At 67.4% G+C, this 18681-nt stretch carries 18 protein-coding genes; 12 read left to right on the forward strand and 6 right to left on the reverse strand.

Going from position 1 to position 18681, the window contains the following annotated elements:
* Nucleotides 1-15: 15 nt before the first annotated feature.
* A complete protein-coding gene (locus ACX1D0_RS11245) occupies nucleotides 16-201 on the reverse strand; it encodes a DUF5302 domain-containing protein (RefSeq protein WP_459017968.1) in 186 nt (61 codons plus the stop codon).
* A gap of 75 nt (nucleotides 202-276) precedes the next feature.
* On the opposite strand from ACX1D0_RS11245, the gene ACX1D0_RS11250 reads away from it, so the two are divergent.
* The 3 genes from ACX1D0_RS11250 (at nucleotide 277) to ACX1D0_RS11260 (ending at nucleotide 2914) form a co-directional block, all read left to right on the forward strand.
* Nucleotides 277-1353 carry an oxidoreductase gene (locus ACX1D0_RS11250; protein WP_459017969.1) on the forward strand — a complete coding sequence of 359 codons (1077 nt, stop codon included), beginning with the start codon at nucleotides 277-279 and terminating at the stop codon, nucleotides 1351-1353.
* Between the two features lie 5 nt (nucleotides 1354-1358).
* Entirely contained in the window at nucleotides 1359-2033 is a 675-nt protein-coding gene (locus ACX1D0_RS11255) for a ThuA domain-containing protein (RefSeq protein WP_459017970.1), read from the forward strand.
* A gap of 101 nt (nucleotides 2034-2134) precedes the next feature.
* Entirely contained in the window at nucleotides 2135-2914 is a 780-nt protein-coding gene (locus tag ACX1D0_RS11260; RefSeq protein WP_459017971.1) for a helix-turn-helix transcriptional regulator, read from the forward strand.
* Here the strand turns inward: ACX1D0_RS11260 and ACX1D0_RS11265 are convergent.
* Nucleotides 2878-3303 (reverse strand): hypothetical protein, encoded by a 426-nt coding sequence (locus tag ACX1D0_RS11265; protein ID WP_459017972.1) that lies wholly within the window; start codon nucleotides 3301-3303, stop codon nucleotides 2878-2880. The genes ACX1D0_RS11260 and ACX1D0_RS11265 overlap by 37 nt on opposite strands.
* A 124-nt stretch (nucleotides 3304-3427) precedes the next feature.
* On the reverse strand, nucleotides 3428-4360 hold the full coding sequence (locus tag ACX1D0_RS11270; RefSeq protein ID WP_459017973.1) for a sugar-binding transcriptional regulator: 933 nt from the start codon (nucleotides 4358-4360) through the stop codon (nucleotides 3428-3430).
* Between the two features lie 147 nt (nucleotides 4361-4507).
* Between ACX1D0_RS11270 and ACX1D0_RS11275 the strand changes: the two genes are divergently transcribed.
* The 3 genes from ACX1D0_RS11275 to ACX1D0_RS11285 all read left to right on the forward strand — a co-directional run bounded on the left by ACX1D0_RS11275 (nucleotide 4508) and on the right by ACX1D0_RS11285 (nucleotide 8647).
* On the forward strand, nucleotides 4508-6115 hold the full coding sequence (locus ACX1D0_RS11275) for an alcohol dehydrogenase catalytic domain-containing protein (protein WP_459017974.1): 1608 nt from the start codon (nucleotides 4508-4510) through the stop codon (nucleotides 6113-6115).
* 86 nt (nucleotides 6116-6201) lie between these two features.
* Nucleotides 6202-6657: a nucleoside deaminase gene (locus ACX1D0_RS11280; RefSeq protein WP_459017975.1), complete on the forward strand. Its 456-nt coding sequence runs from the start codon at nucleotides 6202-6204 to the stop codon at nucleotides 6655-6657.
* A 49-nt stretch (nucleotides 6658-6706) separates the two neighbouring features.
* Nucleotides 6707-8647, forward strand: coding sequence for an acyltransferase family protein (locus ACX1D0_RS11285; protein WP_459017976.1), 1941 nt, complete (start codon nucleotides 6707-6709; stop codon nucleotides 8645-8647).
* Nucleotides 8648-8670: 23 nt separating this feature from the next.
* Here ACX1D0_RS11285 and ACX1D0_RS11290 read toward each other — a convergent pair whose 3' ends face one another.
* On the reverse strand, nucleotides 8671-9372 hold the full coding sequence (locus ACX1D0_RS11290; RefSeq protein WP_459017977.1) for an acylneuraminate cytidylyltransferase family protein: 702 nt from the start codon (nucleotides 9370-9372) through the stop codon (nucleotides 8671-8673).
* A 126-nt stretch (nucleotides 9373-9498) separates the two neighbouring features.
* Here ACX1D0_RS11290 and ACX1D0_RS11295 point away from each other — a divergent pair, with 126 nt between their 5' ends.
* From ACX1D0_RS11295 to ACX1D0_RS11320, 6 genes are all read left to right on the forward strand, one after another.
* Nucleotides 9499-10608, forward strand: a complete 1110-nt coding sequence (locus tag ACX1D0_RS11295; protein WP_459017978.1) for a DegT/DnrJ/EryC1/StrS family aminotransferase — start codon at nucleotides 9499-9501, stop codon at nucleotides 10606-10608.
* Complete coding sequence (locus ACX1D0_RS11300; RefSeq protein ID WP_459017979.1) at nucleotides 10605-11471, forward strand: WxcM-like domain-containing protein; 867 nt, start codon at nucleotides 10605-10607, stop codon at nucleotides 11469-11471. The genes ACX1D0_RS11295 and ACX1D0_RS11300 overlap by 4 nt, the downstream gene beginning before the upstream one ends.
* A 53-nt stretch (nucleotides 11472-11524) precedes the next feature.
* Nucleotides 11525-12484: a glycosyltransferase family 2 protein gene (locus ACX1D0_RS11305; RefSeq protein ID WP_459017980.1), complete on the forward strand. Its 960-nt coding sequence runs from the start codon at nucleotides 11525-11527 to the stop codon at nucleotides 12482-12484.
* Nucleotides 12485-12534: 50 nt separating this feature from the next.
* On the forward strand, nucleotides 12535-13569 hold the full coding sequence (locus ACX1D0_RS11310; protein ID WP_459017981.1) for a glycosyltransferase family protein: 1035 nt from the start codon (nucleotides 12535-12537) through the stop codon (nucleotides 13567-13569).
* Nucleotides 13570-13611: 42 nt separating this feature from the next.
* Complete coding sequence (locus ACX1D0_RS11315) at nucleotides 13612-15918, forward strand: glycosyltransferase (RefSeq protein ID WP_459017982.1); 2307 nt, start codon at nucleotides 13612-13614, stop codon at nucleotides 15916-15918.
* A gap of 96 nt (nucleotides 15919-16014) precedes the next feature.
* Nucleotides 16015-16896, forward strand: coding sequence for a capsular polysaccharide synthesis protein (locus ACX1D0_RS11320; protein ID WP_459017983.1), 882 nt, complete (start codon nucleotides 16015-16017; stop codon nucleotides 16894-16896).
* A 24-nt stretch (nucleotides 16897-16920) separates the two neighbouring features.
* Here the strand turns inward: ACX1D0_RS11320 and ACX1D0_RS11325 are convergent, their stop codons facing one another.
* Both ACX1D0_RS11325 and ACX1D0_RS11330 read right to left on the reverse strand, forming a co-directional pair.
* Complete coding sequence (locus tag ACX1D0_RS11325) at nucleotides 16921-17802, reverse strand: glycosyltransferase family 2 protein (RefSeq protein ID WP_459017984.1); 882 nt, start codon at nucleotides 17800-17802, stop codon at nucleotides 16921-16923.
* 12 nt (nucleotides 17803-17814) lie between these two features.
* Nucleotides 17815-18678: a glycosyltransferase family 2 protein gene (locus ACX1D0_RS11330; RefSeq protein WP_459017985.1), complete on the reverse strand. Its 864-nt coding sequence runs from the start codon at nucleotides 18676-18678 to the stop codon at nucleotides 17815-17817.
* Nucleotides 18679-18681: the final 3 nt, after the last annotated feature.

The following is an 18681-nucleotide window of genomic DNA, read 5'->3' on the forward strand; positions in this document are numbered from 1 at the left end:
GGCTCGCAGGTGGCGTCAGCCGCCCGACTTCCTCCTGAACTCGCGCTTCCCGCCCACCTTGCCGTGGGCGTGTCCTTGGCCGCGATCTGCGTCGACGCCCGAGGACGCGGACAGGTGCTCGGCCGACTTCTTCCGCTCCAAGGCCTGGCGCATGGCCTCCTTGGGATCCAACTTCTGCTGTTCCTGCTCCGGTTCTGACATGGCCCCCAGCCTACGCCGCCGCCGAGGACGCGGCCCACTGCCAGGGTCTCTTGGCCCCCAAGTAGTCTCGGTCCCGTGACGCAGCTCTCCGACACCCTCGACTTCGCCCACGGCCGCGCCTGGCGCAACCGCCTCGCGCTGGCGCCGCTGACCAACAAGCAGTCCAACCCCGACGGCACGCTCTCGGACACCGAGATCAGCTGGCTACTGGCCCGCGCCCGCCACGGCTTCGGCATGGTGATGACCGCCGCCGCCTACGTGACCCAGGCCGGCAAGGCCTGGAACGGGCAGCTCGGCATCAGCGACGACGCACACCTGCCCGGCCTGGAGAGACTGGCCACCGGCATCCGCGACGCTGGGGCCGCGTCGCTGGTACAGATCCACCACGGCGGCGCGAAGGCCGACCCTCACGCATCCGGAGAGCCCGCCGTCGGCCCCTACGACGACGCCGCCACGGGAGCCCGCGCCCTCACCGCGGCCGAGATCGAGCACGCGATCGCAGACTTTGCCGCGGCGGCCGCACGCGCCGAGCGAGCCGGGTTCGACGGCGTGCAGCTGCACGGCGCCCACGGCTATCTGCTGTGCCAGTTCCTCGACGCCCACAACACCCGCGACGACGGCTACGGCGGGGACCTCCACAGCAGGTCCCGGATCATCCGCGAGACCATCGCCGCCGTGCGCGCGGCCACCTCGTCGAACTTTCACGTCGGGCTCCGGCTGTCCACCGAGCGATTCGGCCTCAGCACCCCCGAGATCGCTCAACTGAGCTCCGAGCTGATGACCGAGGGCGGGCTCGATCACCTCGACCTGTCCCTGTGGGATGTCACCAAGCTTCCCGAGGGGGCCGCCGACGGCGACGCCCCGCTGGTCAGCCACTTCGTCGGCCTTCCACGCGGCGGCACCAGGCTCGGGGTCACCGGCAAGGTGACCAGCGGCCCCACCGCGACCGCCGCGCTCGCCACCGGCGCGGACTTCGTCGTAATCGGGCGCGCCGCCATCGCGGACCAACGGATCGCCGAACGCATCCTGGCCGACGCCGACCACCCCGGCCCGTCGTTCCCCGTCTCGAAGCAACAACTCCGCGACAACTGCGTGGGCGAGCCCTTCGTCGAGTACTTCTCGACCGGGTGGCCGCAGCTCGTCGCCGGCTGACGGCCGTGCGTGCACTGATCGCCAGCGGCGCCGGGCGCTACGCCGACCCATGGCACCCCTTCGAACGGACCAGCGAGAGGATCGCGGACCTCCTCGCCGAGGCGGGGTTCGCCGTCGAGATCGACCATGATGTCGACGGCGCCATGACACGCCTCGACGGGGTGGACCTGTTGGTGGTCAATGCCGGCGACCCGTGGGCGGACACCGACCACCGTCTCCCTCCGGATGCCCCCGGACCCGCCGGGCTGGCCGCCGCGCTCGACCGGGGCATCGGTGTACTGGCGGTTCACATCGCGGTGGCGAGCCTGCGCGACTATCCCGACTGGGCGGCCGCCGTCGGCGCGATCTGGGTGCCCGGGCAGTCCTGGCACCCACCGCTCGACACCGCGACCATCCGGCGCATCCCGATCGAGGAGGACGGCCGGCCCATCGATTTCCGCGTGGAGGACGAGCGCTACCTCAGCCTCCAGTTCGTGGGCCGGAGCCGCGTAGTGGCCACTCACGCGGGCCCCTACGGTCCGGAGCCCACCGCATGGATCCGGCAGCACGGCGCGGCGCGGATCGCGGTGGACCTGCTCGGTCACGACGAGCGCTCCTACGGCTCGGCGGGCCACCGCGACCTCATTCGCGACCTCGCCGTCTGGGCGGTTACCCGCTCGGGTCTGCCGCACCCGGGCTGACGCCTTTCCCCTCCTCCCAGGTACCGGAAGGAGGGGAAAGGAGGGCGCCGCGGATCCCACAAGGGTCTCGACATGAGGTAGGCCAGATGGCAGGCTGAACCATGGACTCGACCCAGGGGCTGGTCAGGGCCGCGGCTGACGTTCTGGAGGCGCCGACGGCGGGAGTCGCTCTGGCGCTCCTGGCCGGGGCGCTGCGCGCCGGCACAGGGACCGACATCGTGTCCCGGGTGAGCTTCACGCGCCAGTCAGTGTTCTTCTTCGTCGATGGCGACCCCCCAGCTCCGCCGCCACATCTGCTGCCCACCCCTGCGGACCTCGCCCTTCACCCGCTGACGCGCTTCCATGCCACGGTCGGTTCCGCCACCCCCGCACTGATGCTGGACGCCCTGCGGTCCGGGCTCGGCCTCCTGCCCTCCACGATGGGGGTCCTTGAGCGGCTTGGGCTGAGCGTCCACCAGCTGAGCGTGCCACTCGAGCCGATGTCGACAGCGGCCCCGTACACGGGTTGGGTTCTTGTCTCCGACGACCGGGTCTCCGAGCGCGCCGTCGAGACGATGGCGGTGTTCCAGCCGCTGCTGCGAGCTCTGGACCGACATATCGGCGCCCTCTCCACCGTCGACGAGGCCCCGGACGAGGTCGGCCTGACGCCGCGCGAAAAGGTGGTGCTGCAGCTCCTGGCCGACGGGCTCACCGCCCAGGCGATCGCCAGCCGGCTCGCCGTCTCCAAGCGAACGGTGCACAAGCACCTCGAACACCTCTACCGGAAGCTTGGGGCAGCGGACAGGCTCACCGCCGTGCTGCGCGCGCAGGGGCGGGGGTGGCTCCCCCGCCCCTCGGACACGCCTCAGTCGCCGAGCCCGGCCTCGCACTCGATCAGGTAGCCCATCAACGAACCGCCCAGGGAGTCGAACTGGGCCTCCGTCAGATAGCTGAACGGCTTGGCGTCCTTGCCCTGGGCGCGCGCACCGCCCCCGACGAGCGCCCTCGAGTGGACCAGAGGCTCCTGCTCGAGGCCCTGCTCCTCCATGAAGTCGGCCACGGCCACGTCGGCGGCCCACCCGCAGTCCGCCTGCAACTCCTCGGGGATGAGGAACATCGTGCCGAGGTCGCTCAGCGACACCCAGGCGGTCCCCCCTGCCAGGTGGTGCTGGTAGGCCGCGTCGGCCCACTTGTCCTTGTAGCACTCGTGCGCCGACGCCACCGTGGCGGTTCCCATCAGGACGACGGTGCTCGCAGCCGCCATCTTCAGCCATATCCGCTTCGCGCTCATGGGTGAGCTCCCCTCTCGTGTCGGGCCCGCAGTCCGGGCGATAACCCAACGCTCCCCCACACGTCGCCCCGGCGGAATACGCACATGTGCGTACGTCCCTGTGCGCCGGTGCACCCGGGATGGCTCAGCCCAGCAGGGCCTGCGCCGTCGGCTCGTCCGTGACCAGCACGTCGAGATAGCGCCCGGCGATGGCGCCGCGGATGGCCTCCACCTTCTCCGCCCCGGCGGCCACGCCCACCACGTTCGGCAGGGCCCGGAGCTCGGCGAGGCTGAGCGAGACCGAACGGTCCGAGGCGGACCCGGGGATCTCCTCGCCGCGACGCCCGAACCAGTGGCCCAGCATGTCCCCCACCGCCCCGGCGGCCGCGTAGGCCGCGACGTCGTCGTCGGTCACCATGCCGGTCCGGACTGCCGACCCGCCCGCCCGCACGGCGCCGACGCCCGTCAGCGTCAACGTGGCGCTGCGGGCCAGGTCGAAGACCTTCGCGACGGCGTCCTCGGTCCGCAACGATTCCGCCAGCTCAACGCTCGAGACGAACAGCGGTGACGGCACGGTGCGGAGGCAGCGGACCGCCGCCGGATTGTCAGAGACCAGTTGGGCGACGTTGTCGATGGTGCCGGCGGCCGAGGCGAGCGTGACCCCGGCGAGCGACTCGGCGGAGAGCATCGTGAGCGCGCGGGCGACCGTGTCGCTCCAGCCGACGCCCACCACCACCCCGGGATGCAGGTAGCGCCGGGCATAGGCCGCGAGCGCGGCTGCCACGCGCTCGTTGGTGCGCTCACGGCTCAGCGGGCCCGTCCAGGTGGGCACGACGACGGCGTCGGTCAGAGGGGTCCGCTCACGCAGCTGCGTCGCCAGCCCGAGGGCCGCGAGGTAGTTGGCGTCCATCTCGATCCGGACGATCCCCTGGTGGCGTGCGGTCTCCAGCAGCCGGCCCACCGTCTGCCGCGACACATACAGCCGCGAGGCCACCTGCGCCTGCGTCAGCCCGTCCTCGTAGTAGAGCCAGGCGGCGCGGACGGCGAGGTCGAGGTCGCCGGCCTCGGGGGTCAACATGGGTCCTGCCTCCTTCGTCGGTCGCCGACGGCAGCGGCGCCGTGGGCCGATGCCCAATTGCCTGCCGATAGCTTCTCACGGGGGTGCCGCTGGCATAGATTCAAGGGCACCACAACACCACAAGTCATGCTCGACGAAGGAGTAGCAGTGACGGAGTTCCCGGCCACGCAGCACGCCATCCAGATCACGGGGGTGGACCAGTTCGTCCACAACCCGGTCAAGCCCGTCGACCCCGTCGGCCCCACGCAACTGCTGCTCAAGGTGGAGTCCTGCGGCATCTGCTTCAGCGACACCAAACTGCTGCACGCCTTCGACTCCCACCCCCGCAAGGCCGAGGTGGTCTCGGGCATCGACCTCGAGGCGCTCAAGGAGATCCCCAGCTACCACCCGGGTTCGGCTCCCGTGGTGCCCGGCCACGAGCCGGTGGCGCGTATCGTGGCCGTCGGCGACCAGGTGACGCACTTCGCCGTCGGCGATCGCGTCCTGGTCCAAGCCGACTGGAAGCACCTCAAGACCCCCGCCTCCAACGGCGCGTTCGGGTACAACTTCGACGGCGCGCTGCAGGAGTACGTCGTCGTCGACGAGCGCTGCGTTGTGGCGCCCGACGGCGAGAAGTTCCTCATCCACGTCACCGATGGTCCGTCCGCCGCGGCCGTGGGCCTCATCGAGCCGTGGGCCACCGTCGAAGGGTCCTACGCCTGGGCCGAGCGCAACCACCCCAAGGCCGGCGGCCGGATGCTCGTGGTGGCCGACGGCGAGATCGAGGCCCTCGAGGCCCTGATCGCGGCGAACGAGCCGGCCGAGATCGTGCGGCTCGAGCCCGGCGACGTGGAGACGCTCGCCGGCAACGCCTTCGACGACATCATCTACCGCGGTCACGACGTCGCCGCCCTCGAGATCCTGGGCGGCCTGCTCGGCATGCGCGGCGTGCTGTGCGTGGTGCTCGACGGCGGCCGCATCGACGGCCCGGTCAAGCTCGACATCGGCCGCGTCCACTACGACTTCATCCGCTTCTGCGGCACCACCGGATCGGACCCGGCCGACGGGTACGCCTGGATCCCCGCCAACGGCGAGATCCGCGAGGGCGACAAGGTGGCCATCATCGGCGCCGCCGGCCCGATGGGCCAGATGCACACCATCCGTGCGCTGACCTCCGGCATCCCCGGCATCTCGGTGGCCGGCACCGACCTGAGCGACGACCGGCTCGCGCACCTCGAGTCGCTCACCCGCCCCGTCGCCGAGAAGAACGGGATCGAGCTCAGCATCATCAACACCGGCACCACCCAGCTGCAGCCCGGCTACACGCACCTCTCGTGCATGGTGCCCGTGCCCGCGCTCGTGGCGCAGGCCGTGGACCTGGCAGCCGAGGGCGCGATCATCAACGCCTTCGCCGGTATCCCGGCGGGCACCACCGGTTCGTTCGACCTGCAGGGCATCATCGAGCGCCGCGTCTTCATGCTCGGCACCTCGGGCTCGGACGTCTCAGACATGCGCACGGTGCTCCGCAAGATCGAGGAAGGGATCATCGACACCCACATCTCGCTCGACGCTGTCACCGGCATGGCGGGCTTCCGCGACGCCATCGAGTCGGTGATGAACCGCACCTCCGGCGGGAAGATCATGGTCTACCCGTCGCTGCACGATCTCCCGCTCACCCGCCTCGTCGACATGCCGGAGAAGCTGCCGCATGTCGCAGCCCTGTTGAACGACGGCGTGTGGACGAAGGAGGCCGAGGAGGCGCTGCTCGCGGGCTGAGCCGCGACGCGGTGAGTCCGCGGCCGCAGGCGGCGATGTTACCCAGGCCCTTCCCGCTCACTACAGTGGGCGCAGGAGGGGCCAGCATGACCGATCACCTGCAGCGCGCGATCGACCTGGCCGTCGCGAACGTGGCCGACGGCGGCGGCCCGTTCGGCGCCGTCCTCGTCACCCCGCCGGGGCAGGTGTTCGAGGGCGTCAACCGCGTCACGGCCGTCCCCGACCCCACCGCCCACGCCGAGGTGCAGGCCATCCGCGCCGCGGCAGCCGGACTGGGCACCCACGAGCTCATCGGCAGCGTCCTCTACTGCTCCTGCGAGCCCTGCCCGATGTGCTTGGGGGCGGCACTATGGGCGCGGGTGTCGCGGGTGGTGTTCGCGGCGGACCGGCACGACGCCGCCGCGGCGGGCTTCGACGACGCCGCCTTCTACACCCAGCTGTGCGACGGCGTCACGACGATGGGCTGGGCCCACGTGTCGCATCCGGACCGGTCAACCCCCTTCGAGGCATGGCACCGGTTCGAGCGCCGCGTTGCCTACTGACAATCTTCATGCATCTGTACCGGGGACCGGGACTTAGGATCTGCGCATCATGACAGGCCAGCCCCCACCCGACTCATCCGCAGGGCGACTACGCGACCTCCAGGGTCTTCGCGCAGTCGCCGTCCTGGCTGTGATGGCCACGCATTCAGGGCTGGGGTTGTCCGGCGGATTCATCGGCGTGGACGTGTTCTTCGTCATCTCGGGCTTCATCATCACCCTGATGCTCCTGCGCGAGCACGCGACGAGGGGAACGATCTCGTTTCGGCGCTTCTACATCCGCCGCATCAAGCGCCTCGGGCCCGCCCTGGCGGTCACGAACATCGCCACCGTCCTGCTCGCTGTCCTCTTTCTGTCTCCATTGGGCCCCCAGGAGACAACATTCCGAACAGCTCTGGGAGCGACATTCGGTGTAGCGAACTGGGTGATCGCCGAAGGGACCGGTGACTACTTCGGCACCGCCGCAGAGCGAAACCCCTTGCTGCACACGTGGTCGCTCTCAGTCGAGGAGCAGTTCTACCTGGTACTGCCCGGCGTGATGCTCGTCACACTCGCGCTAGGTTCACGCATCGGCCGATGGTGGAGGTGGCTCGTTCCGTTGTCTCTGCTCGGTGCACTCGCCGTCGGGTCCCTGGCCTCGGTCCGCATGGGAACCGGGTTCCCGTTCGGCTACTACGGACCGGCCACACGAGCGTGGGAGTTCTTGGCTGGATGCCTCCTAGCCCTCGTCATTAACCGCGCACGAAACCTCCCCAAAGCAGCCTTCCAACTCCTGGGTATCGCCGGCACCGGGCTGATGGCGTGGGGGCTGGTATCCATCACTCCGGAGACTCCTTTCCCCGGGAAGTGGACGCTCCTGCCGGTAGCGGCGACCCTCGCGCTGATCACCGCCGGGCGTGGAACTCCGAATCCTGTCTCCGCAGTCCTCGGGTCGAGGCCCATGGTGGCGGTCGGCGATTGGTCATACTCGCTGTACCTGTGGCACTGGCCGTTCATCGTCGTCGCGAAGGCCATCTGGCCATTCTCGAGCACGGCGCCCATCATCGCTGCGGCGGTGTCGATCCTTCCCGCCTACCTCAGCTACCGCTACGTCGAGGAACCATTGCGGGCTCTCCAGGTCAGGGGAGCACGAAAGGTGGCAGTAACGGTGGGCACCATCCTGATGCCGCCCACCCTGGCGGCCGCGGCTGCGTGGATCCTGTTCGTTCAGGTCTTGACCCCGGCCTTCGGTCTTGGAGGCTCCGGGGGTCGGGCCCCGACTGTTGCCGAACAGGTGGCGGAGGCCGGCCTCACGCCGTGCCAGGATCCGGCGATGGGGCAGCTGTCCAATGGTCTCTGCGGGACGACCACCGACGGCGACCCCTCGGTTCTCCTCATCGGCGACAGCCACGCTGAGCACCTGCTGCCCGGCCTCGTTCAACTGTTCCCGGACGTCACGATCGAGATCGTGAGCGTCCGATCACCCAAGCCATTCGGTTCCCCTGCAGGGGCGCAGGCAGTCGTTGACTACGCTTCGCGACAACCATCCATCCGCGCGGTCGTGTACAGCCGCGCGCTGGGGACGGATGGCGGCGGCCTCTCAGCAGCCGAGGAGGAAGGGATGACCCTCACGCTGCGAGGCCTCGAGGCACTGGATCTCCCCGTGTTCGTCCTCGACGACAATCCTCCATGGCCACTCGACATGTTCAGTTGCACCGTCAGGCGCTCAGTGGTTCTCGCCGGCACGATCTGCGAGTGGGACCGTTCCGCCTTCGAGCCGAGGCATAGGGAGATCACAGCCGATCTGACGCGGGTGGTGGGTGCTGTGGACAACGCGACCGTCGTGTCTGTGCACGACGCACTGTGCGACGACTACGTGTGCCGGCGTGCGCTCGACGAGAAGCCGCTGTACTCCGACGGAGATCATGTCACGGCGTTGGGCTCGCGACTGCTCGTCGAGCATGCGATCGTCAACCATCCTGAGTTTGCGGCGGTTCTGCAACCGCGACGCTGAGGGTTTGCGGGCCCGACGATTCTCTATGACTTTCGGGGATCGCCGCTCTCGGACAGCCTGCTCAGTAGAGATTCCGCCAGCGCGACGTCGTGGAGGCCGTCGATATCGATGCCCTCGGCCTCCTCCATGACGAAGAGGCCGATCCGCCCCCCCATCCTGTTGTGGGTCTGTTCGTAGATCTCTGTGCGCGTGACGTAAAGCGAGCCGGTCTCGCGGTAGCGCAGCTGTTCCGGCGCCATGTCCTGGCGCCGGCGTCGGTGCTCCCACTCCCAATGGGCGACGGCGGCATCGCCGTTGAGCGACCACAGGAAGGGCGGAGTGGGCACGACGCCAACCAGGGCGTCCAGCCTGTCCATGGCGAACTGGCGAAGCGCCCGCGCGATCGATCCCGGTCGACGCACCGGCGACGTGGCCTGCAGCAGCACGACCTGGTCCGGTCGACCGAAGACGGACTCACAGGCGCCGATGGCGTGCTCGACCACAGGCTCCGTGGGCGTCGCATCCTGAGCCAGACTTTGTGGGCGTTCGATCACCCAGGCGCCCGCATCAGCGGCGACTGCGGCGATCTCAGCGTCCTCGGTGGATACCGCCACCCTCATGTTCGGCACCGCGAGGGCCTGCTCGATCGTCCAGACGATCAGCGGTTTGCCGGCCACACGGAGCAGGTTCTTGCGCGGAATCCCTTTGGAACCGCCCCGTGCGGGGATGACAGCAAGCGTCGACATGGACCCAGTCTCCCGCCTGGGCGGCGCCGGGAACACCCGAGATCTCGGAACCATTGGCCTGATGCCCGAACCTGGAGCCGGTCGAGCCTGACCGCTACGATGTGGAGGTCCACCGGCGGGAGTGAGATGACCACCCGAGTTCCGTTCAACGAGCTGCGGCGCGCGGCCGACGAGCAGTCGACCGAGCTGGCTGCCATCTTCGACGGGGTCATAGCGAGCGGGTGGTTCGTGCACGGGCCTCATCACGCGAGGTTCGAGGCGTCGTTGGCGCAGTACCTCGGTGCGGCCACAGTGCTGGGCGCCGCAAGCGGCACGGATGCGCTCGAGCTTGCGCTGCGCGCCGTCGCCAGTCCCGGCCGGCAGGTGGTGGTCACCGTCGCGAACGCGGGCGGGTACACCACGTGCGCGGCGATCGCTGCCGGCCTTACCGTCCGGTTCTGCGACATAGATGACGCCAGCCATACGATGTCTCCTCGCGCCCTCGAACCTCTTCTCTGCGATGACGTCGCAGCAGTCGTAGTCACCCACCTGTACGGCCGGCTCGGCGACGTCGCCGCCATCTCCGAACTCTGCGCCCGCGCGGGAATACCGGTTGTCGAGGACTGCGCCCAGTCCCTTGGAGCCAGGTCACGGTCGGGGACGGGCGGCTCGCTCGGCGATATCGCCGCGTTCAGTTTCTATCCCACGAAGAACCTGGGCGCGCTCGGCGATGGGGGCGCCATCGCCACCTCGAGTCCGAGCCTGGCCGCGCGTCTGCGGAGCCTACGGCAGTACGGATGGCGCGATGAGAAGTACCGCGTCGACGATTCGGGTGGCCGCAATTCTCGCCTGGATGAGCTGCAGGCCGCGATCCTCGACTTCCGCCTTGGCCTCCTTGACGAGGGCAACAGACGTCGACGCTCGATCATCGCCCGATACGCTGCGGCGGCACCCGCGGCGATCGAGGTGCTGCCCGCCGACGACGAGAGTCACGCGGCCCACCTCGCGGTGGTCGTCAGCCCCGACGCGGCGGCGTTGCGCTCACACCTCGACAGGCACGGCGTCGACACGGACGTGCACTATCCGACGCCCGATCATCGCCAGCCCGCCTGGAGGCACCTCTCCGACGGGCCGCTGCCCGTCACCGAGTCATTCGTGGGGCGGCTGCTCAGCCTGCCCTGTTTCCCCGAACTGTCGGACGGTGAGATCGATCAGGTCTGCGCCGCTCTCGCGTCGTTCAAGGAGCCGGCAACGTGACCTACTTCGTTCATGACCAGGGGATCTGTGAGTCGGATCAGATCGGGGAGGGCACCCGGATCTGGGCCTTCTCCCACGTCCTTCCAGGAGCGCGGCTGGGTGCCGACGTCAACGTCAACGACCACGTGTTCATCGAGAACGACGTCATCATCGGCGACCGCGTGACCGTCAAGTCAGGCGTCCAGGTCTGGGACGGCGTGCGCCTCGAGGACGACGTGTTCGTCGGGCCGAACGTGACGTTCACTAACGACCCGTTCCCGCGCAGCAAGCAGTACCCGGACTCGTTCGCCGTCACGACGGTGCAGGAGGGCGCCTCCATCGGCGGCGGCGCGGTCGTCCTTCCCGGCCGCACGATCGGCCGACGGGCGATGGTCGGGGCCGGGGCAGTGGTCACGCGGGACGTGCCGCCGAACGCGATCGTCGCCGGAAATCCAGCCCGGATCATCGGCTACGTCGACGATCACCGACCCTCGGGCCTCCCGTCGGCACCCGCTGCACATGACGACGCACCCGGCCCCGGGGAGATCGTGAGCCTGGCGGTGGGGCAGGACCTCCGCGGTTCGCTGTCTGCACTCGACTTCAGTGAGATTCCGTTCACCCCCCAGCGCTTCTTCAGCGTCTACGCGGTGCCGAGCGCTGACGTGCGGGGGCAGCACGCGCACCGGCGCTGTCACCAGTTCTTGGTATGTCTGGCGGGCCATGTCACATGCCTGGTCGACGATGGCCAGAGACGGTCGACCTACCTACTCGACAACCCGTCCCGGGGCCTCTACATGCCGCCCATGACTTGGGGCTCGCAGTTCAAGTACTCCCCCGATGCGGTGCTGGGCGTCTTCGCCTCCCCCCCCCTACGACGCGGATGACTACATCCGCGACTACGCCGTGTTCCGCGAGCTCTTGTCGGGCGGAGGACAGGATGCCAGGACCTGAGCCCAATGTCACCCTGGTGGCCGCCTGCTACAACCACGCCCGCTTCCTCCGCGACTGCCTGCGTTCAATTGCTGCGCAGACCATTGACGCCTTTGATCTGATCGTCACCGACGACGCCTCCACGGACGGTTCGCAGGACCTCATCCGGGCGACACTCGCCGAACTGGGGCTCAAGGCCCGGACCATGTTGAGCACCTCAAACCGCGGCATCTGCGCCACCTTCAACGCGGCGCTCGCAGAGGTGCAGACGCCGTACGTCGCCTTCCTCTCCACCGATGACGTCTTGATGCCCACGCGGCTTGAACACCAAGTCGACCTGCTCGACGCGCTCGGCCCTGACGTGGCGTTCGTGTACGGGGACATGCCCGTCGTCGACGGCGCCGGTGAACGAACCGGCGACTACTTCTACGGACCATCCATGCCCAATCGATATCTGCCCGGGCGGGAGGACATGTACAGAGAGTTGCTGAGCGGCAACTTCATCGCCGCACCGTCGGTGATGATGAGGGCCGAGGCGCTCAGAGCGGTGGGCGGCTACGACGATCGCCTCGCCTACGAGGACTACGACGTCTGGTGCAAGTTGACGCGCGAGTACCGCGTCGGTTTCGACGACCATGAGACCGTCCTATACAGGCGCGAGGGAGCTGGGGGAAACCAGGCCTCCCTGTCCGACGAGCTGCAGTTCGCGCGTCGCGCGACCTACCTCCTCACCAATGTGCGCATCCTCGCGAAGCACCTCGGGCAGTCGCGCGAATTGGACCAGCTCATTACGGGGCGGGCCTACAGCTACGCCATGGAGGCGTACAAGCTGGGGGCCCGTGACAGGGAGCTGTACCAGGCATTCCTCGCACGGTTACGGGTCAGCCCCAGCGTGCGTGGAGTGCTGCTAACCCTCCTCGCCGTCGTCCGTGTGCCGATTCAGAAGTTCCTGCCGTCGCTTCGTTGACATCTGGAATATCAACCAAACAGCTCGCCATCCGAAAGGAGACTCATCGCATGGCTCGTTGCCTCGTTTTGTTCGACGGGCGGGCCAGTCTCGGTCCGTACGGCATCGACAAGCTGGCGGACTTCGGCTACGAGCTCGTCGAAGTTCCACTCGCCGAGACGCAGCTTCACCGGAAACTCCGTGACGTCGCGGAGCATCGGCTTGGTGTGCCGCTCGATAAGACTCTCCGGTCAGCCCCAAAGGTGCCAAGCGTCGACGTCGTCCTGGCCTTCCTGGAGCGCCAAGCGCTCGCGCCGTCATGGTTGAAGGTGCACCGCATTCCGCCGTTTTCGCGTAAGCCCCTGGCGATGCTGGCTTGCTGGTTGGCTGACGAGCTCCGAGCCCTGCCGGCTGACGACCGTCGCGATGCCGCTCGTCGCTACGCGGGCGTCGACCTGACGATGGTCTGGTCGACTAACCAGATCGACATTCTCTTCGACTCAGGGTTCGACCCTGACCGGGTCGAGGCCATCAGCTTCGGGTTCGCCCCCGGGCTCTTTCCGTTCGTTGATCCGCTGGAGCGGGACGGTACGATCGCCGCGATAGGGTCGGACCGCGGCCGCGACTACCCGACGCTGCTGGAGGCTGTTCGGGGGACTGATCTGGCCGTGGATCTCTACTGCCGCGACGACAACCTTGAGGGGGCGCCTCTCCCGGACGGCGTGCGCTTGGTGGGTATCGTGCCCTTCGAGAAGTACCGGGCCGTCCTGCGTCGGGTCGGGGTGGTGGCGGTACCGACAAAGGTGATGGCCTACCCCACGGGCCAGACCGTGGCGTTGGAGGCTGCTGCCTCCGGCGCGGCTGTGGTCCTCACCGACACCCCTGCCATGCGCGAGTACTTCCCCGAGGGCACGGCACTGTTCGCGGCGCCCGGCGACCAGGATGGGTGGCGCAATGCGCTGCGGTCGTTGCGCGACGACCCCGACTTACGGACGGGGCTGGGGAGGCGCGGGGCACAGCACGTGCGCTCCCGGTATACCTACAGGGCGATGTGGCGCGAAGTTGACCAGCTCTTCCGCGCCCGCGGTTGGGTTAGCGAGCCGTAGCTGCGGTCCTTCACCGCCAGCTCAGCGCTCTATGGTGGTGCCATGCGTATCGGAGTCGTCACGCCGTGGTCCATCGACGACCCGCGGGCATGGTCCGGCGTGGTGGCACCGATGGTGTCGGCCCTGGCGGAGCGGGCCGAGGTAGTTCCCTTCGTCACCCGGGACGTAGCGGACTCGATCGTGGACCGCGCCTTGGCGCGCGCTCTCGACGGACGGTTCGGCCGCCGGTACCTCGTCGGACACGCCCTCGCCACCGGCGCCAAGCGCGGCCGGAGCCTTGCGAAGCGGCTCAAGGACGAGCCCGTCGACGTCATCCTCGCCGTTGCGGCGTCGCAGGACATCGCGTTCCTCCACACCAACATCCCTATCGTCCAGGTGTCTGATACGACTTATGGGGCAATCAAGGACTTCTATCCGTTGTTCAGCAGGCTGACTCCGCTGTCCGACTTCCAGGCAGCCATCCAGGCCCGGCGCTCATCCCAGCGAACCCGGCACTCTCTCGCCGCTACCCGCTGGGCGCGCGACGCGTTGATCCGCGACGACGGCTTCTCCCCGCAGGACGTGACAGTGGCGCCTTTCGGCCCGGCGATACAGCCGACCGGGGACGAGCCTGCCCGTCCGTCCACAGGACCGCTTAGGCTCCTCATGGTCTCGAGCAACTGGGAGAGGAAGGGTGGCCCAGACGTCCTCGCCACGAGGCAGGAACTCATGCGCCGGGGTATGGACGTCGAACTCACGGTTGTCGGTGAAGCTCCGTCGCTGCCGGAGGAGGTACGTGGCCTCGGCCGGGTTTCCCGAGATCAGATGCGTGAGTTGTACGCCACCCACCACGTGTTGCTGGAGCTCTCGACAAGCAACGCGGCTGGCGTGACCCTGACCGACGCCGCGGCGTTCGGTCTGCCGGTGGTCGCCAGCGACACCGGTGGGGTGTCCACCATCGTCCGCGACGGGGTGACTGGCTTTCTGGTGACGCCCGGAGCAATCAACAAGGCCGCCGACCTCGTCGCAGCGTTGGCGGACGCGGACACCAGGGCGGAGATGTCTCTCGCGGCGAGGCGCCACGCTGAGGCCACCCTCAGCTGGGGGGCCTGGGCCGACGCGGCCATTGCCGCCTGCCGGGCGAGCGTCGAACCGGAGCGGGTTGCAGCGCCAATCGTGTTTCTTTCTCCCGCAATCCCGTATCCCGGAATTGAGCACGCCGGCGGCCAGTACATCCGCAGACTCCACGAGGCTCTCGACGGACGCTCAGCCACGTGCTGGATGGCAATGGACCGGCCGAGCCTCCGGCACTCCCTGCAGCAGCCCGGGGTCGCCGACGACGTGGTCCTCCTCGGCAACTCTGACGCCCCCGCGAAGTGGCGTCGCACCGCCTATCGGCTCGCCGATCAGATTGAGGCGCGGCTCTCTCGGATCGACTCCCAGCCGATCCCGCTCGCACCGGCCCTGGACCTCCTCACGCATCCGGCGGTGCGAAGGAGGGTCAGGGAGGCGCGCATCCTGGATATCCAGTGGGCCAATTACACGAAGCTCGCCCCTCTCGCCCGTCTGATCAATCCCCGAGCCCGGATCCACTTCACCTTTCACGACGTGATGAGTCAGAAGTGCGACCGATCGGCAGCGGCAGCCCCGGACGCCCTGAGACGCGCCAAGTGGCGGCTGGCCGCCTTCCTCGCCCGGCGCTGGGAACGGCGAGCCGTGCGACTGGCAGATCTCTGCATCGTCTTCAGCGGGAAGGACCAGACCCTGCTGGACCCTCGGGACACGGGGAATGTGGTGGTCGTAAATCCCCCGCTCGCCGAAGGAGAGGTGCCAGCGCACGCCCCGAACGATGACGCGAGGGTGCTGTTTGTCGGCTTCATGGCTCGCAAGGTGAACGTGGACGGGCTCCTCTGGTTCCTGGACTCGGTGTGGCCGCAGGTACTGGCTCGGTGTCCTCGAGCTACTTTGCGCGTAGCCGGAGGTGCGATGGATCCGGCCGCGCAGGAGCGCGTCGCGGATTACCCCGGGGTGATCCTCCTGGGCTTCGTGCCGGATCTCACCGACGAATACCGAGCCGCGAGCGCCGTCTTGGTGCCCCTCCTTGAGGGGGCCGGGGTCAAGTTCAAGACCATCGATTCGCTGCTCCAGGGAGTGCCGGTCGTCACCACGACGGTCGGGGCCGAGGGGATCGGCGGGGGTCAGCTCTTCGCGGGGCTCACTGACCACCCAACGGAGTTCGCCGATGCACTCGTTCGGGTGCTGGACAGTAACGAGGAGGCCGTCGATGGCGCTAAGCCAGCCCAGGAGTGGGCTTGGGGCCGCTACAGCGTCGACAGCTTCCGGGCCACGATCGAATCCCTCTATCTCTAGAGGGACGTCCACACTCGGCTCGCTGGCCCGCATGACTCTCAATCGCCGCGACTGCATCCTGAACGCAATAGGGGGCCCGCCCGCTATGATGAGGAGGTGAACACGGTCCGTGCCCGGGCGATGAGCCGAGCTCGACAGGTGAAACACCTCGGCTTCATCGCACAGAAGCGACTGCGCACCTACGGACGCGCTCTGAAGTTCGCGACCGTGACTCAAGTCTCCAAACCGTACTCCCAGTTGCGCCCCTACCGGTTTGATCCTTCCCGATACCGGCGCTCCTTCCTAGCTCGCCCCGCGCCCCTGCAGTTGGGCTTCACAGAACTACCCCATCGAGTCTTCGTTCTGTGGACTGGCACGAACGAAATGCCGGATATCCGCCGCCGCAACCTCGAATCGCTCCGCCAGCGGATCGGGGTCGAAGTGTGTTTGATCACGCCTGACACCATCCAAGAGTGGGTGGTGGAACAGCATCCCCTGCACCCGGCCTACAGCGATTTGTCGTTGGTTCACAGGTCGGACTACCTACGGGCCTATCTTCTCCATCACCATGGCGGAGGCTACTGCGACGTGAAGAGACCCCTCCACGCGTGGACAGAAGCGTTTGCACGGTTGAGCTCAGATGAGACGGCGTGGATCTCCGGCTTCCGAGAACTCAGTGCCGGGTCGGCCGTAAGACTACCCGGGGCGCTGGGCGTAGACGTGGCAATGCACCATGCACGCTTGATAGGCACCAGCGCCATGATCACCAAGTCCCGCACCGCGTTCACCGGCGAGTGGCTTCGTGAAGTCGAACGACGTCTCGATTACTACGGGCCCCAATTGCGCGAATTTCCCGGTGGCGAGCGTGGAAACGTGGTTGGGTACCCCATCTCATGGACCCATCTGCTCGGGGGCATTTATCAACCCCTTCAGCTCAAGTACTTATCTGCAGTGCGCCAGGAGGATTCCCTCCTACTTGATTTCGAGAACTACTTGTGACGGATCTCCGCTTTGCACGGAGAGTCAAAGTGGCGTGGCGGTTCTCCACCGCATCGACTCTAGGGACCGGGCGAGCTGAAACGAAAGGGAGCCCAACGCGTCTCGGACGTCACCCTTGGCCGCAGCACCTGGAAACTGCTTAGCCCACTCGATGAACCAGCGGGCGGAAGTCCGCCCCGAGGCCACTCGGATGCCCTCGTCGCGGTGCTTGAGATACAAAGCAACGTGCGCTCGCCCATACCGCGCTTGTTGGCGCACGGTGGCTAGCCAGTCACGCCGCTGGTAGTAGTAAAGGCAAGCCCCAACCGAGTGACCAAGTGAGAACCCCTCCCGTACTAAACGCCAGCCGAAGTCGACGTCCTCCTGCCCCAGTGACATCTCTTCGTCGAAGCCTCCTACCGCCTCGAACGCCTCCCGTCTGACGCCCAGATTTCCCCCTGGCACGTAGGGCAGGTAACCCATGGCCGTGGGCAGGGACCCGGCATTCCACGTCACCCGGGGTGTCTCGTCTTCTTCCGTGACGATTAGCAGCGGACCCGTCACCGCGTCCGCCTCGCTCAACGCGATGCGCATGGATGCCACCCACTCGGGACACACGCGGTCATCCGCATCACAGATGAGGATAAGCTGCTCCTTGCAGGCCGTGATGCCGACATTCCGCGCATGGGCCACTCCTCGACGTTGAGAGGCGTCCACCACTGTGATGCCTCGGAACCTGGGCCTCCATCGCTGGGCGATGGATCTGGTGGCATCCGACGAGCCGTTATCGCTGATGATGACGCTGAACTCCAGGTCCGACTGAGCGTCGAGTGCTTCGAGTTGACGCGCAAGCGTCGAAGCTGCGTTGAGGGCGGGGATGATCACCACCAGTTCACTGAACACCTCGATCGCCCCTTCCTGTTCCACGTCGGGCGGCGATCATCGCGCACCGAGCCGGAGCCTTTGCCTCCGCCAGATGCGTTCAAGTCGCGTCACGGCCCCTTCAATCTTCCCGTACCGCCTGGCCCAGTATCTTGCTTGTTCGGCCGACGCCGCCGCGAATGGGGATTGATTCTGGCCTAGAGCGTAGGCCGTGTTGAGATCCTCCAACATGCCCGAGGCCAGGGTTGTGTGGTGCCCTGGATTGTTCTGAAGCATGGCCGCCCGAGTCCTGCAGAGGGGTTCGACGCCCTGCGTGTTACTGACATTCCGCGACTGCGCCTTAATCTGATAGTGAAACATCGGACCAGCCACATGGCGTCCCACCCCGCCCTGCTGCAACAGCAGCCGAACCCACCATTCCCAGTCCTCGAAGCCATCGCGCAGAGTCTCGTCCAAACCGCCTAGTGATTCCCACGATTCTTTCCGAAACAGCGACGTTGCGACGATGGGGCAGCCTCTCACCATGTCTGTAGCTGTGAGCACTGGGGGAGGGACCTTGAACGAGTCCCTAGCGCCAAATTCCTGCCAACTGGTGTAGGCGATGGACGTGTCGAGGCCGTCGTCAAGTGCATCGGCAAGAAGGGACCCGAAGCCTTCGGAGACGTAGTCGTCGGAACCCAGAGTCAAGAGGTAACGGCCCTTCGCCAACTCGCATCCGACGTTGATGGCTCGGGCCGGACCTCGGTTGGCAATCCGAGCGACGGTCACGTTGAGGTTGTCGATGCACCTGACTGTGTCTTCGTTCGTCGAGCCGTCATCGACCACAATCACTTCTGTGTGGGGACCCGCCGCCGACTGCACAGCCCGCGATAGGTTCGCCGGCTCTTCGTTCCAACAAGGGATCACCACAGATACCCGCATGTT

The sequence above is a fragment of the Tessaracoccus pujii genome, from assembly GCF_054483895.1.